The 14,882-nt window shown below is 38.8% G+C and carries 15 protein-coding genes; 2 read left to right on the forward strand and 13 right to left on the reverse strand.

The genetic code is table 11. The features are described 5' to 3' along the window. Nucleotides 1-20: 20 nt before the first annotated feature. From MKL51_RS02975 to rpe, 5 genes are all read right to left on the reverse strand, one after another. Nucleotides 21-776: a copper resistance protein B gene (locus MKL51_RS02975; protein ID WP_017481248.1), complete on the reverse strand. Its 756-nt coding sequence runs from the start codon at nucleotides 774-776 to the stop codon at nucleotides 21-23. Then, a complete protein-coding gene (locus MKL51_RS02980) occupies nucleotides 763-2,700 on the reverse strand; it encodes a copper resistance system multicopper oxidase (protein WP_057062510.1) in 1,938 nt (645 codons plus the stop codon). The genes MKL51_RS02975 and MKL51_RS02980 overlap by 14 nt, the downstream gene beginning before the upstream one ends. Before the next feature lie 41 nt (nucleotides 2,701-2,741). Beyond that, the gene (locus tag MKL51_RS02985) at nucleotides 2,742-3,137 is read right to left on the reverse strand and encodes a hypothetical protein (protein ID WP_017481245.1); all 396 of its coding nucleotides are present in this window, start codon (nucleotides 3,135-3,137) and stop codon (nucleotides 2,742-2,744) included. Between the two features lie 103 nt (nucleotides 3,138-3,240). Next, entirely contained in the window at nucleotides 3,241-4,062 is an 822-nt protein-coding gene (locus MKL51_RS02990; RefSeq protein WP_017481244.1) for a Cof-type HAD-IIB family hydrolase, read from the reverse strand. Between the two features lie 356 nt (nucleotides 4,063-4,418). Then, nucleotides 4,419-5,105: a ribulose-phosphate 3-epimerase gene (gene rpe, locus MKL51_RS02995; RefSeq protein WP_017481243.1), complete on the reverse strand. Its 687-nt coding sequence runs from the start codon at nucleotides 5,103-5,105 to the stop codon at nucleotides 4,419-4,421. A 184-nt stretch (nucleotides 5,106-5,289) separates the two neighbouring features. Between rpe and MKL51_RS03000 the strand changes: the two genes are divergently transcribed. After that, a complete protein-coding gene (locus MKL51_RS03000; RefSeq protein ID WP_017481242.1) occupies nucleotides 5,290-5,562 on the forward strand; it encodes a DUF2218 domain-containing protein in 273 nt (90 codons plus the stop codon). 5 nt (nucleotides 5,563-5,567) lie between these two features. On the opposite strand, the gene fghA is transcribed toward MKL51_RS03000, so the two are convergent. From fghA to MKL51_RS03030, 6 genes are all read right to left on the reverse strand, one after another. Next, complete coding sequence (gene fghA, locus MKL51_RS03005; RefSeq protein WP_017481241.1) at nucleotides 5,568-6,413, reverse strand: S-formylglutathione hydrolase; 846 nt, start codon at nucleotides 6,411-6,413, stop codon at nucleotides 5,568-5,570. After that, nucleotides 6,382-7,833 (reverse strand): C13 family peptidase, encoded by a 1,452-nt coding sequence (locus MKL51_RS03010; RefSeq protein WP_005071224.1) that lies wholly within the window; start codon nucleotides 7,831-7,833, stop codon nucleotides 6,382-6,384. Before MKL51_RS03010 ends, fghA begins: the two co-directional genes overlap by 32 nt. Nucleotides 7,834-7,969: 136 nt before the next feature. Continuing rightward, the gene (locus tag MKL51_RS03015; RefSeq protein ID WP_002115856.1) at nucleotides 7,970-8,761 is read right to left on the reverse strand and encodes a class I SAM-dependent methyltransferase; all 792 of its coding nucleotides are present in this window, start codon (nucleotides 8,759-8,761) and stop codon (nucleotides 7,970-7,972) included. 11 nt (nucleotides 8,762-8,772) lie between these two features. Next, the gene (gene tsaB / locus MKL51_RS03020; protein WP_017481240.1) at nucleotides 8,773-9,438 is read right to left on the reverse strand and encodes a tRNA (adenosine(37)-N6)-threonylcarbamoyltransferase complex dimerization subunit type 1 TsaB; all 666 of its coding nucleotides are present in this window, start codon (nucleotides 9,436-9,438) and stop codon (nucleotides 8,773-8,775) included. Between the two features lie 135 nt (nucleotides 9,439-9,573). Continuing rightward, nucleotides 9,574-10,101 (reverse strand): gamma carbonic anhydrase family protein, encoded by a 528-nt coding sequence (locus MKL51_RS03025; protein ID WP_080612917.1) that lies wholly within the window; start codon nucleotides 10,099-10,101, stop codon nucleotides 9,574-9,576. A 22-nt stretch (nucleotides 10,102-10,123) separates the two neighbouring features. Further along, nucleotides 10,124-10,750, reverse strand: coding sequence for a CoA pyrophosphatase (locus MKL51_RS03030; RefSeq protein ID WP_014208431.1), 627 nt, complete (start codon nucleotides 10,748-10,750; stop codon nucleotides 10,124-10,126). Between the two features lie 114 nt (nucleotides 10,751-10,864). Between MKL51_RS03030 and MKL51_RS03035 the strand changes: the two genes are divergently transcribed. Further along, nucleotides 10,865-11,413, forward strand: a complete 549-nt coding sequence (locus tag MKL51_RS03035) for an NUDIX hydrolase (RefSeq protein ID WP_002115876.1) — start codon at nucleotides 10,865-10,867, stop codon at nucleotides 11,411-11,413. 58 nt (nucleotides 11,414-11,471) lie between these two features. Here the strand turns inward: MKL51_RS03035 and filF are convergent, their stop codons facing one another. Beyond that, on the reverse strand, nucleotides 11,472-13,400 hold the full coding sequence (gene filF, locus MKL51_RS03040) for a putative pilus system protein FilF (protein WP_017481238.1): 1,929 nt from the start codon (nucleotides 13,398-13,400) through the stop codon (nucleotides 11,472-11,474). Nucleotides 13,401-13,418: 18 nt separating this feature from the next. Further along, nucleotides 13,419-14,729 (reverse strand): putative pilus assembly protein FilE, encoded by a 1,311-nt coding sequence (filE, locus tag MKL51_RS03045; protein ID WP_270904174.1) that lies wholly within the window; start codon nucleotides 14,727-14,729, stop codon nucleotides 13,419-13,421. Nucleotides 14,730-14,882: the final 153 nt, after the last annotated feature.

Raw genomic sequence — 14,882 nt, forward strand, 5'->3', positions numbered from 1 at the left:
GCTTACTTTTTGTTCGGCAATTAGAATTTTAGTGTTAAGCCAGCTCCATAATACCAACCATGTTCAGAGTCGGTTCCAGTTTGCCAAGCAGTTTGTTTTAAACCTTTTTCATAGCCGTAACCAACATCAACAAATGGCATCACCTTTTTGTTGATTTCATAACGGGTTTGGAAACCAGCTTGTAAACTTGATAAACCTGTTTTGCTTGCATAGCGAGATTCATCTTGCAAAACAACATCTGCTTTTAAATAAGGTTTACCAATTAACTTTTGGGTGAAGAGCAAGTCCCTTTCCGTTTCTAAACTTAACTTCCATAGCTGGTCTTCACCTACATAAAGATATGCATCGGTTTCAAAAAAGTAAGGTGCCATGCCATGTAAACCCACGACACCTGCCCAACGATCTTGCTTTTCATCTTCCCGCTGCAAACGCTCGTAGTTTACCCCAGCCTGTACATCCCAATAGTCAGCTACATTTCGACTATAAAGTACTGAACTGCCGTAATTAGCATCTTCTGACTCTGCTTTATCCACATGGGCTTTAATGAACAATTTATTTTCATCCGTTCCCACCCAAGTTTCTAATTCAGAAGAAAAACTACCTTCTCCTTCTTCATTTTGAGTCCAGCTAGTATCAATTTTTGTTGCTTGATAAACCTGTCCGCCATGTTCACGTAAATGATCATGAGTTAAAGGCTCTTGAGCAAAAGTAAATACTGATATGCTCGAGAAAGCACCGCAATATAACATTTGAGAAAATAACTTAGTGATGCGCATGACTAGCTCCTTTCTCATTTTCAGATTGAACAGGTGATTGAGCTTGAGCAGGTTGTTGTCCATCATTCACTTGAGCCACAATCAACTTATTCATCATTCCAGCACTCATGTGATAAAGCAGATGGCAATGAATCGCCCATTCGCCTAAGGCATCAGCTGTCAATAACGCAGTAACGGTTTTTCCTGGTGGAACAATGAGAGTATGTTTATTTGGTAAGTTTTCAGCTTGTTGGCCATTTTCTAATTGCATAAACATCCCATGTAAATGCATTGGGTGGGCCATCATGCTGTCATTCACAAACTTCAAGCGAATACGTTCGCCATACTTAACTTGTAATGGCTCAGCTTCGCTAAATTTTTTGCCATTAATGGTCCAGATATAACGCTCCATGTTGCCACCTAAACGAATAACTAATTCACGTTCTGGTGCACGCGTGTCTGGTTGAGGTGTTAAAGATTGCAAATCGCTATATTGCAGTGCCCTCATGTCCGCTGGTGTTGAAGCATTTGCCCAACCATAAACGGGTTCATCCTTTTTAGGCTTATTCTCAGATTGCGCAGGCATCTCATGATTCATATTCATCATAGCGTGGTCATGCTCGCTAGCTGACATTGCCTGCATATCATGCTTCATTTCAGGCATCGCTGACATGTCATGCTTCATTTGCATCATGGAATGATCATGTTCTCTAGATGAATTATTTTTCATGTCATGATCCATATTCATCATTGTAGAATCATGATTAGCATAGTTCGCTTCTTTTTTCATTTCAGGCATAGCCGACATGTCATGTTGCATGTTCATTTGATGGCCAGCATGTTCATCACTTGCCCCATTGCCATGACTCATGCCCATATCTTCCATGGTTAACAAAGCACGTGGACGTGGTTCTGGCATTTGAACTGGGCCTAGAGCCTGTGCACTTTCATTATGCAAAGTAGCGATAGCAAAACCACTACGGTCAATAGACTCTGCTTCAATCTGATAATTTGATTGCGTAGGCTCTACAATGACATCGTAGGTTTCAGCTGTACCAATACGAAACTCGTCAATTGCAACAGGCTTAACTGGCTGTCCGTCTGCACTCACAACAGTCATTTTCAAATTTGGAATTCTGACATCAAAAAATGACATGGCCGATGCATTAATAAATCGTAATCGAACCTTATCGCCAGTCTTAAAGTTACCTGTCCAGTTTTGCTGAGGTGTCTTGCCGTTGACCAAGAACGTATAGCCCGTCACATCAGACATATCGGTTTTTAACATCCGCATCTGATTCCACATCGAACGATCTTGCCAAGTTGCTTTTAAACCTTGCGTTTTAACTTGCTTCAAGACATCAGATACCGTTTCACGGCGGTTTTGATAATACTCAGCAGATTTCTTCAAATTCTTCATAATGCTATCGCTAGAAGAATTATGAAAATCTGAAAGCATTACCACGTAATCACGATCAGTTTTCTCATGAGCAGCTACGGGTATTTTCCCTTTTGGGTAAATCACAAGTGGGCCATATAAACCATCTTGCTCTTGGCCTTTACTATGCGCGTGATACCAATAGGTGCCGTTTTGTTTCACCTTAAAGCGGTAAACAAAATCTCCATTTGGCGCAATTCCTTTAAAACCATTGAAACCCGGTACGCCATCCATTAACCCTGGCAGTAATAAGCCATGCCAGTGTAAAGAGGTATCTTGGTTCTTTAGCTGATTATGAACATGAATAACTGCTTCATCCCCCTCCTCAAACTCAAGGAGTGGGGCTGTAAACTTGCCATTTACGGTAATTCGTTTAAGGGGTTTGCCCGTAACATTGACCTGTTGTTCATTAATATTAAGGTGATATTCCTTAATTGCTGCGAGTGACCATGGTGAAACCAATAGTCCAAATACAGCAACTAAGCTGCTAATTGTTTTATGAGACATTGCTGTGATCCTTTTTAATTAAAAAAATAAGTAAATAAGGATCAAGCTTTAGGAGGACGTAAAATCTCTTGCCAGTATCCGGCTAAATGTTGAGCCTGATAAATACTGCTAAATTGATATGAAATAGGAATAAGTGGAGATTCAACGTCAGGTACAACTTGTTGCAGAGCCAAATTCACCATTTGGCAATGGACTGGGTTACAGTCCTGACAATGCTCACCATGCAAATGAAGAGACTGAGTCATCTTTTGATGACATATGGTCTGATCATTTGCTTGAGCATGCATATTGTTATGCGAAGATTTTTCACTATGACACGGCATAGTATGAAGATCATGTTGCATAGGCGTCTGTGCAATAGACACACCACTCCACCCAATGACGAAAGCCATTAGGAACACAAACCAAGCATACTTGCGTAAGTGTTGTAGAGCCATTGTGATTTATCACCTAGAGCCGATGAGTGATCTTAACCCCATTAGCATAACCAAGTTTTCAAACAGATACAATTTTCAATCTTAACTGTTTGTTTTAAAGTAATTAAGCAAATGGAGGTTGATGCTGAAGGACTAAATCAATCACCTCTAATGCACCTTCTTGTTCATTACTTACAGTGGTATAAGGTGCCACCGCTTTTAATGCTTCTACTGCATTTTCAACTGCAAACCCATAACCCACAGCTTTAATCATCTGCATATCATTGTTGTTATCACCAATCGCAACCACTTGATTAGGTGCAACCTGCCATTTTTGTAGTAACAGCTTCAAACCATGTGCTTTATGCTGGTCGGGAAGAATCAAATCGATAAAATTAAAACCACTTGAAACAGGTACCAAAACTTTATCTGCTACAAAACTTTGCTTCTGAAAATGTTCAAAAATCGCAAAGCTTTCGTTTTCCTGAGCGGTAAAAGTAATTTTGCACACCAAGTCATCTAGTGCATAAAAGTCATCTACAACTGTCAGTTTTTCAAAATATCGGGCAACTTTGGCATAGTCTTCTGCGTTCATGCTGCTATGCACATAAGCACTCTGTTTCCCACAGATCACCATGGTTGAGATATATGAAGAGTCAATCGCTTTTAAAATCTCAACGTATTGTTGCTGACTTAAATGAGCAAAAGCTATTTCTTGCCCTGCATCTACAACATGTGCGCCATTTTCTGCAATAAAAGCAATCTCATGATTAATTTCTGGAAAATAGGTAACAAGTTTTGCAAGTTGATTACCACTGGCTACCACAAAATGAATATTATTTTGTTTTAGTTGTTCGTATTGTTTTAAAAAACGTGCTTTGTTGTACTGCTTTTTGGAATTAAGAAAAGTCCCATCCATATCTACTGCTAAAATTTTTACTGTCATTAATGATCAAGGTCTCTTACTAAAAACTTATTAAACCAAATTTAGCTTTATTTTTCATGACACTTTTACAGTTTTATACGTATCTATGCACAAAAAGTTTTACACAGAGCTACATCGTTTTTTGCACAGGTTATTTTTTAGCAAAGCTTAATAAAAAACCAGCTAATAAATTATTCAACACGCATAAAAAAAGAACGCCAAAACGTTCTTTTTTCATAGTTTTTGTCTATAGAATAAACGGTTGATCTAATTTTGTTTATTTTACCAACATTTTATCCATACGGTTATCAACACAGTTATCCATACAGTTATAAACAAAGTTATCCACAAGTTTATTTTAGATTAACTCTATCTTTTTAAGCATCAACACTGCCTACTTTCGTAAGCTCTGCACGCATTTGGTCAATCACAACTTTATAATCGGGTTGACCAAAAATTGCTGAACCGGCAACAAACATATCTGCACCAGCTTCTGCAATTTCACGGATATTTGCAGGGCCAACACCACCATCAACTTCTAAACGGATATCACGGCCACTTGCATCGATAATTTTGCGCGCTTCACGTAATTTGTCTAAAGTCATTGGAATGAACTTTTGTCCACCAAAACCAGGGTTTACACTCATTAATAAAATTTGATCAACTTTATCAAGTACATAATCTAGATAATGCAATGGCGTTGCTGGGTTAAAAACTAAACCTGCTTTAGCACCACCAGACTTAATAAGCTGTAATGAACGGTCAATGTGGTGAGATGCTTCTGGGTGGAACGTAATAATATCTGCACCTGCTTCTAGGAAATCACCAATAATACGATCAACTGGAGATACCATTAGATGCACATCAACAGGAGCTGTAATCCCATAGTTTTTTAAAGCCTTACATACACCTGCACCAAAAGTTAAATTTGGAACATAGTGGTTATCCATAACGTCAAAATGCACTACATCTGCACCTGCGGCTAACACTTTGTCTACATCTTCGCCTAAACGAGCAAAATCGGCAGATAAAATAGAAGGAGCAATCAAATAAGGCTTGGACATAGGTGGATGACCTGGCTAGAAGTTTAAGGAGAGACTAAAAATTATAACAAAAAAGAACCTAATTGGCCCGCCCTTCCTTGCTTAAATGACAACATTTCAAACTTGCAACGTAACGTTGCAACAATAGAATGCTAACGGCGAAACGAATTTGTTAAGGTACATTAAACCAATGTGAGGATTGATAATGAAAAGCACAACTCATCTATTAACAAACGATGGAAAACGCATTGCAAAACGTCTAGTTAATCATTGGAAACACAAATTTGAAGTACAAGAAACTGAACAGGATTTTAAAATCTTAATGCCTACAGCAACAATTACGCTTGCACCAGCAACAGAGCAGTTAAACGTTGCTATTGATAGTCAGTTAGATGACCACAACCACTTAGAAAAAGTTGTTCTTGATCATCTAAACCGTATGGCTCAACAAGAATTTCAAGTTGAATGGCAACACTAAACTAATTAGCCAAATACTTTTTCTAACTGGATTGCATGAAACTGTAAGTGCTCATCCATAAAGGTTTGAATGAAATAATAACCATGGTCATAGCCAGCATGTTGTCTTAAAGTTAAAGGCTGTCCTGCTTTTAAACATGCTTGCTTAAATTTTTCAGGGTGAAGTTGTTCATAAAATTGGTCATCCAATCCCTGATCCACCAAAATTTCGCTAAATATTGCACCATTCTTTGAGACTAAAGCTGTAGCATCATGAGCTAACCAGCTATTGCGATCTGCACCTAAATAATGGCTAAACGCTTTGTTTCCCCATGCACACTCTGTTGGTGCACAGATCGGAGCAAAAGCAGATACCGACTTAAATTTCTCAGGATATTTAAAAGCCAAAGTCAATGCGCCGTGGCCACCCATTGAGTGCCCAAAGATACCAACTTGTTGATCGTTTACAGGAAAGCTTTTTAAAATGAGTGGATGTAGCTCATCAATTAAATAACTTTCCATTTGATAATGCTCAGACCAAGGTGCTTCTGTAGCATTAATATAAAAGCCCGCACCTTGACCTATATCCCAATGATCCCCTGCCGTAACCTGTTCACCACGTGGAGAAGTGTCTGGGGTAATCAGTATGAGGCTCAGTTGTGCTGCCATATGCTGAGCATGGGCTTTAATGGCAAAAGTTTCTTCAGTACACGTTAACCCAGCTAAGTAAAACAAAGTTGAGCAAGCTTTACCCTCTAAAGCTGCTGGTGGTAAATAAACACCAAACTTCGCTGGTCCTTTTAAATAAGAAGATTCAAATTGGTATATACGCTGCTCGCCCTCAAAGCAGCGGTTTTTTTGCAGGAGTTGCATCGTTTTTAGCCTCTGTTTTTGTTTGAGCAATATCTACACTACCCGTATTTTGCTGAGGAAATAGATACTTTTCCAATTGAGGTAGCATAAGTTCCATATTTTTACCGATCATCCACTGAGGTTCTGAAGGTTCAACACCTTGAGCCACTTCCCATTTGGTTACCGTTTGCTTAGCTGTGTTAAACGAATCTTTCATCGACGATTGCTCTCGCATAGCCAAATCAAAGAAAGCTCGACCAAAATAGGTATAGTCAGCTTCGTTATTACACCCAAAAGAAGTTTTATCAGCAGCCGATGCGGTAATAATTAAAGTATCAGGAGACTGTAAAGCAGGAATAAAGCTTCCTGAATAACAGGCTGAGATCACAATTACACGCCAGCGAATACCGGATTTATCCAGTGTTTCACGTAACCATTTCGGGTCTACTTGCCCTAAATCTAATGGCGCATTTTCAATTTCAAAGTGATTTTGTTCACCGTGTGAAGTCATATATAGAAATAAGACATCACTATCACGGTTCATTTGCTGCCCCATACGGCGTAGGGCTAACTCGATACTGGTTTTAGAGGCAATTGGAATCTCTGTACGGGTATCTGGATTATTGACCAGCATCATTGAGCGACCTATCGTTCCGAAACGTGTATCAAACTGTTCTTTAATACGGACCACTTCCGATTTAAAAACATCTTGATAACTATCGCCAGCAACACCTAGAAAATACCAATGGCTTTTGGCGAGCTCACCATATTGAACTTGCTCTAAAGAATCATTTAACAGTTTACTTTGCGCATAAAAAGCATCTTCAGCAAACGTTGGAGCCGAATCTTCGACCTTCCAAATCGGTTGATCTTTTACAGAAAGTTGCCAAACCACCATCGTTGCAATGGTCGCAACCATAACCAGTGCACGTTCCCACCATGGCCACTTAAGCTCACGTGAGAAAACCCAAATTACGGCTAAACTTTGCCACACGAATAAAGCTACAAATAAACTCGGTAAAATTCCGTTATAAATAGCATCGGGAATAAAGTTGAGATAACCGTTAGACCCCAAATACTGGATTAAACATTGAATTAATAAGATATTTGTATCTAGAACCAACCACAGTAAAGCAGGAACTAGCATTAAGCGAGGTTGGTTAGTTCGCTGTGATAAGAAAATACCAACAATTAAGGCAATGAATGGCCAAAGTGCATAACCAATTAAACCTTGTGAATTAAAATCACCGATTTGACCAGCTACAAGCCAGCTATAAAGAGAGTTGGTACATCCTCCTAAAATTCCCCAAACAATAAGCTGAAGAATAGATGGATGTACAATCTGTAAAGAACGTCTTGACCCCAAAAACAGCCACATTCCGGCAATTTGGTTGCTTTTAAAATCATGCCAAAAGTTAATGGAGGGTTTAAGATCAATCATAAAAGGTTTTCAAAAATTTCGTTTTTGACAGGCATCTTAAGTGTATGCCTGCTAAGAATTTTAGCAATCATGCTTTTGAACTATATCACATATATTTGTGCATTATTCAAGCAATAAAACCTAACCTTACATAAGCCTACTGAAAATACGCATCAAAACGACAAGCATCTCCTTGCCATTGATGAGCTGGCTCTTGATTTGCCAAGAAAATAGCATGGCGTGGCCGCTTAACGACTACACGTTTAGCAACTCTCTGTGCTAAAACCAGCAAATTATCCCCCAAATCCATCTCACCATCTTCAGGTAAAAGAAGATGTAAAAGCTGCATTTGTTTTTTGACTTGAGCTTGTTTTTTAATTGCTTGTTGGTTCTGGTCGCGCTGTGGAAACATCGGGTCAAGATAGACTACATCAACCGTTTTTGCTTCTTGATGTAATTGCTGTAAATAGCTTCCAGAGTCAGCAAAGATCAGTTGAATACGATCCATAAATTGACTTAAGAATGGATCACGTTCCGCCTGAGCTTTTGAATCTTCAAGTAAAGTAAATAAAATCGGATGGCGCTCAACAAGCTGGATTTGGGCACCTAAATAAGCCATAAGTAAGCTGTCATGGCCTAAACCCGCTGTAGCATCAACCAATACCGGCTTTTCACCTAACTGACAAGCACGGGCAATCATTTCCGATTTAAGACTTGCACGTTTTAAACGTGGAATTTCTGCTTTCCAGTCGGGCTGCATTTTCATGCCATTAGCAGATAACCATAATCCGTTTTCATCTACACAAAGGGCAATTTCAGGATTGAAGCGTAAAAATCGCGCATTCAGCTTTTCAATTGGCTGTAAATCGACAGTCACACCTCTAGAACAAAGCACAGCTTGGTAGTGCTGTGCTTGTTCTTGAAAATCTTCTTCAAAATATATATGCATGAGTACTGCCTTTACTTTGCTTTACCCTGATCCGCTATCTTTTTCCACGCATCATCACGTAAATAAACTGGCAAAGCATGCTCGGCATCCACCCATTGCTTTTGTGTAGCATAGACACGTGCAATAGAAGCAATATCCTGTGCAGTTGCAGTGATTGTTTGATGCTCTGCATCAGCTTGAAGTAGCTTGGCGCCCGAACCAATTAAGCAATGTTTTGCATAAGCTGCTGCTGGCTCATAGCCCATTAATTTTTCTTCATCAATACACTGCATAATTCCTTGTTCATCTAAAACATAACTTGCAATGTAAACTTCATTCATACGCGCATCGAGCACGGCAGTCACTTGTTCCAAACCTTCAAGTCGGTATGCCGCTTGTGCTAAAGCTTGCAATGTAGAAACTGGAACTACAGGTAAATCTTGTGACCAAGCTAAAGCTTGGGCAACAGCAGCATTAATTCGAACACCACTAAAAGAACCAGGTCCACGGCTAAAGGCAATCGCATCCAAACCAGCAACTTCAAGACCTGTTTGTTGTAGCCCTTGCTCGATCATGGGCAAAATGGTCTGGGTTTGTGCTTTCGCCCGCGTATCGAGTTGAAAAAATAGTTCTTGGGTTTCATCGACTAATGAAATAGAACACTGCTCATTTGCAGTTTCCAACGCCAGCAATTTCATGCACAACCTTAGTATTAAATCAGATTAAAAACGAGGGTTATGATACCCCACTCGGCTCTGATAGGCGAGTTGTTCTCTTTCTAAATAAAAATGCCAAGCTTGTGCTTGGCATAAAAATATTTTGCTAAAAAAGAGTTAAAAGTGGAATTCTTTTAAATCTGCATAGTTCTTAAAGTGCTCAGCATAATGCAATGCACTCAAACGTATTTTTGCAGCGCCATCTTCATCTAAAGTTTTGACAATTTTGCCAGGTGAACCCATCACCACTGAATTATCTGGAATCACCTTCCCTTCAGGAATTAAAGCATTAGCACCGATAATACAATTTTTACCAATCACAGCCCGATTTAAAATTACGGCGTTCATACCAATCAAACTATTATCACCAATCGTACAACCATGCAGCATGACTTTATGCCCAATGGTGACATATTCACCAATGTTTAGCTCAAGTCCAGCATCGGTATGTAAGACAGAATTTTCTTGAATATTAGAGAAATCACCAATCCGAACGACACAGTTATCAGCACGAACTACTGCACCAAACCAAATACTGACCTGACGGCCTAGTTCTACCTGCCCAATAAGCGTTGCAGTTGGAGCAACCCAGCCATCCCATGGCTCATGTAATGCTTTTGGGTGCTGTCCTTGATAGCTATACATCATAATTTATCAATCCTGATCTTTATTTTTTATGAGAAAACTTTGGCATTCCAAAGGTTGGTGAGTTGAGTAAAAATGGCCAATCTTTTTGATAACCCAATCCATATTTAAACAGAGCAACTAACATACGAGCAGTTAAGCCCCAAATAATTTCATTATCAATCTGTAAGCTTGGAAAATATAAAGACTGATGAGCATATCGAACTTCATAAGGTGTTGGACGCGTCTCGATAAGTTGCTGTAATGGGACAAAGAAAATTCGATCAATTTCGGTAGGCTGAGGTATTAAAGTGACCTCAGGAGGAATAAGCCCAACGATCGGTTTTACAGACAAACCGCTTCTTGCACGCTGCATCGGCAAATCACCTAACAACTGTACATCAAACGGATTTAAAGCTGTCTCTTCTTGAGCCTCTCTCAACGCTACAACAATATTACTCGTATCACTGGGGTCACGCTTTCCACCCGGAAAAGAAACTTCCCCCGCATGGTTGTTCATATGTATTGAACGGCGTGTAAGCAGTACCTTTGGATCATTCTCATTCGTAATGGCAATGAGTACTGCAGCTTGTGCTTCTTGTATGCGGGTGGAAAAGCGTAATCTTTGCTGTAACTTTTGTGTTAGCAAGTGCTCTTCCATACCATTCACCTATTATTCTGTCTCTCTTTGCATCATATCTGAAAATCAAAGTTAGGGAATAGAGTTGATGCGTAAGTCTAAAAATTCAGTTATGCTGAGGCATCTCTATACTCGATGATAATTATGAGTTTCTGTGTAGCGTGTGGGCATAAAACCGAACAAAAAATTCCTTTAGGTGATCATAAAGTACGCCGTGTTTGTACTCATTGTGGAAATATTCACTATGAAAACCCCAAAGTAATCTGCGGTGCCTTAGCGTTATGGGAAGACAAAGTATTACTCTGTCGTCGTGCGATTGAACCTCGTTATGGTTTATGGACTTTGCCTGCTGGCTATATGGAATTGTTCGAAACCATGGAGCAAGGTGCAGCACGCGAAACTCGAGAAGAAGCAGAAGCCGAGATAGAAATAGAACAACTGTATTGTATGTACAATATTCCTCGTATTGGTCAAATTTATGTTCTTTTCAAAGCACAGCTGAAAGATGGCATTTTTGGTGCAGGTGAAGAAAGTATCGAGAGTCGGTTGTTTGAAGAACATGAAATTCCATGGGGTGAGCTTGCCTTCCCTAGCGTCGAACATACATTAAGACATTATTTTGAAGATCGTAAGAAACAAGTATTCCCAACCCATCTTGAAACTTTGGGGACTCGTTTAGACCATACAGGTTAATCACTTGAATCATAAAAAAAGACCGCTCTCGCGGTCTTTTTTTATTTGTCGTTTATTTTTAAGATTTAGTCTTAATCTGATAACAATCAGCGGTTCTAAGTGTTACAGTTCCAGCCATACGCTGACCTAAAGCTTTTTCGGCCTCAGTCGGAGCAGGTGAAATATCTTTAATATTATTATATACCTGCTGATAGAAAGCATATGGATTTAACCATGAAACTGTTGTATTTGTATAGGTCGTAAGGTTTGCACCACTGACCTGCCCTTGTAATAAGTTCGCAACGTTAATTTTTGCGCCACTTACAAGTAAAGTTTGGCTACCAGTTTGAGAAGTACTTTGAACAACATTTGAATTTAGGCCTACTACAATGCCATTTAAATTCCCTAATTGAGGCACCCCAAAAATCATTCTTACTGTAATTGACTTATCATTGGTGGCCGACTCTGTTCCTCCAGTTGTACCAATTCTGTACTGCTGAACCCCATTGTTATCAATTAAACTCGTATTCGAAACCACTCCACACTGACCAGACATGTCTGTTGCAGTAGCATTAGGTTTAATATCTGTTCTAATGTCTCCATTTTCATCAACTACAATACCCAAATCAATAGGTGCAATTCCTGCTGTATCAAATTTAAAGTTTAGAGTTGCATATAATGGGAAAATATAAGTTTGACCAGATTTGACATTATTAGCTGTTTTAAAGATCTGATTAGATAAATAGCTCGCAGGGCTTACCTTATAAATATCCATAGAACCATTATAATTTTGGTTATCAACACTCTGTTTCCATAAAGCATACTGCTGAGGATTAGGAGTTTTAGTATTTGTTAACCCGAAATATGAACTATCACGTCCTGCAATAAGTGAATCATTCAATAATTTACCTTGATAAATCACTAAATCTTCATTTGTATTGCTAGAAGTTTTTAAACGGAATGGTTGTGTTGATTTAATTTCTGTCTGTATTGGATCAAGCCAAGTAGTTTGAGAATCCGCAATCATTTGAGTTGGCTTAGATTTTGTAAAGATATTAAATACTTTACTAATTGCTGTTTCACTGGCGATCGTACTTGTTCCTTTCCATTGTAAGCCATAACCAAAGGTATATCCCTGACGATCGGATAATAAGAACAAATTGCCAAACATATGTTGGGTATTAACCCCACTTTTTGGACAATCCACTAAATTAGTTAAATTACAACCATAAAAATTTTCAGCTACAAAATCAGGTTTAGCCAAAGTAATATAATCTGATTGATATAACCCTACTAAACTTAAGTGTGCCAACCGCGTTACCAAGTCAAAAGCTTGCGTATCTGATACTGGACTTACATCTAACCAGGGTTTCAAAATATTGACATAAGCACCATTTTTCCATTCTGCAGCTGTAATATTTTGAACTAAAATATTTAAAGTGTTTTTCTTCTCATCGGTAAATTGGGTTGGCTGCAAATCACCAGCAACATTATCTCCCCTCTCTAAGCCAATACTTTGAAAGAGTTTTACCAATGCCATTGCAACCTGCACTGTAGGGTCACTCTGATTAAGTGATGTTGGAGTTTGGCCAGTTAATCCTATTGCCATATCCATGACTTTCAAGCGTGGGGGAACAGTCATCTGAATTTTTGAAACAGTGTCTAACTTAACAGAACCTAGTTCAATTTTTTTTGTAGCTTTAGCATCTTGCAAATAAAAACTAGCAGTATCGCCGGCTTTACAAGATCCAATAACACGATTTCCAGAAGCCTTAGTAACAAAGCTTAGATTCGCTGCACTACTACAGGTAAAATTAATACCCGCTATTGGGTAGTCTAAAGAAAATTGTAGACAATCACTGTTTGTTACAGAACAACTTCCATTAGCAGTAGCTCCTCCTGATCCATTTGTAGGATTCTCATTTATTGTGGAACTACCACCACCACATCCGTTTAGCATCAGTGCCAGTGTGGTAAGTGCAAAAGGCCATAAAACTTTTTTATTCATTAGATATCCTACTTATTTTTAACGTAATACCGAAATTTGAATTTGTCCCTGATTCGTTAACTCATTTTCTGCAACATCTACAGCAGAGGATAATGGTGTCAACATCATGTAGTACGCTGAGGGTGGTAATTTTAAAACGCCCTGAATTGATGCGTGTTGTAATAGAGTAGAAGGATACGATTTACTCTTGAAACCGCTCACCCCCTCTAAAATACACCCTTTATCATCTAAAAAAATAACCAAAGGCCAATAATATAAAGGTCTTTCATTACTAGCAGCGAATGACATAAGTTTTAAATGTTGAATTGAAGGATCAAGCTTTATCAACTCATACTCAAACTTCTCTTTAAGAGGTTTTCTTGGCCACAAATTTACTTCTTTATTTATACTGAGCTTTTTAATTGATTTATTATAATTTTTAATAAAACACTTATCCTGTTCAAAAGTTGCTTCTAAGTCTTGAGAAGATAAACGTATATACGTCGGGGCTAATACCACTGCCGACTCTGTATCTTGAGTATGGCGATTAAAAAGCTGATCCAATGTTGATCGACTTAGACCTTTTTTCCGTTCTATTGACTCAGTTCTGCCTAATCCATCTGGCACGATATAAAAACGTTTTTTTCCTTCTAAATTAAACTCTTGGTCTTCTAGATATTCACTATTTACATATTCTATGCCATCAATAGTAGTAAATTTAGACTTATCTTGTGAAGAAGTTGGCTCAGGAGAAGCCTGTGAGGTACTTTTGATCGGAGGTGGAATTAAAAGTAATTGTTTCTGCCATTCATTATTAGACGCCGTTTGAAGTTTTACATTTTCAATAGGTGTTTTTAATTCATGACTATTTGCTGAAGTAGGCTGAGTATTTTGGACTTTTTGCGGTGCAGTCGGTGCAGTCGGTGCAGTCGGTGCAGTCGGTGCAGTCGGTGCAGTCGGTGCAGTCGGTGCAGTCGGTGCAGTCGGTGCAGTCGGTGCAGTCGGTGCAGTCGGTGCAGTCGGTGCAGTCGGTGCAGTCGGTGCAGTATTTAATTTGTTTTGTGTTGATTGCTCCATTTTTTTTGGTGCATCTATAGTTTTTTCTTTAGAAACTTTTTGAGCTGGATCAATTATAATTTTATTCGGTAGATTTTGAGATTGTATTTCCACTCTAGGAGGTAGCTGTCTTTTTTGATCAACTTTTTTACTCGGTACAATCATAGGACGCCCATCTGGACCTATAATCGTGTAAAAACCATCTGCATAAGATCCAGAAACACTTACCATCGCAACAGATAAAATTGAGATAGCAAGTTTAGGGCGGAACATCCATTTATATTGTCTTACCATTTTGTTCTATAACTCAAACCAAGCACTGTAACTTTAGTATTCGTTTTTACATCTAAACGGCTTTGTTGCATAAAGCCTTTGAAGGTAAAGTTTTCCTAAGTTGCTAAAATTTAGGTTACAACTTGGGTATGAGGTCTGCCTAATTCTGTAAAT

Origin of the sequence: Acinetobacter sp. AOR18_HL (assembly GCF_027855145.1) — a bacterium.
GTDB lineage: Bacteria > Pseudomonadota > Gammaproteobacteria > Pseudomonadales > Moraxellaceae > Acinetobacter > Acinetobacter pittii.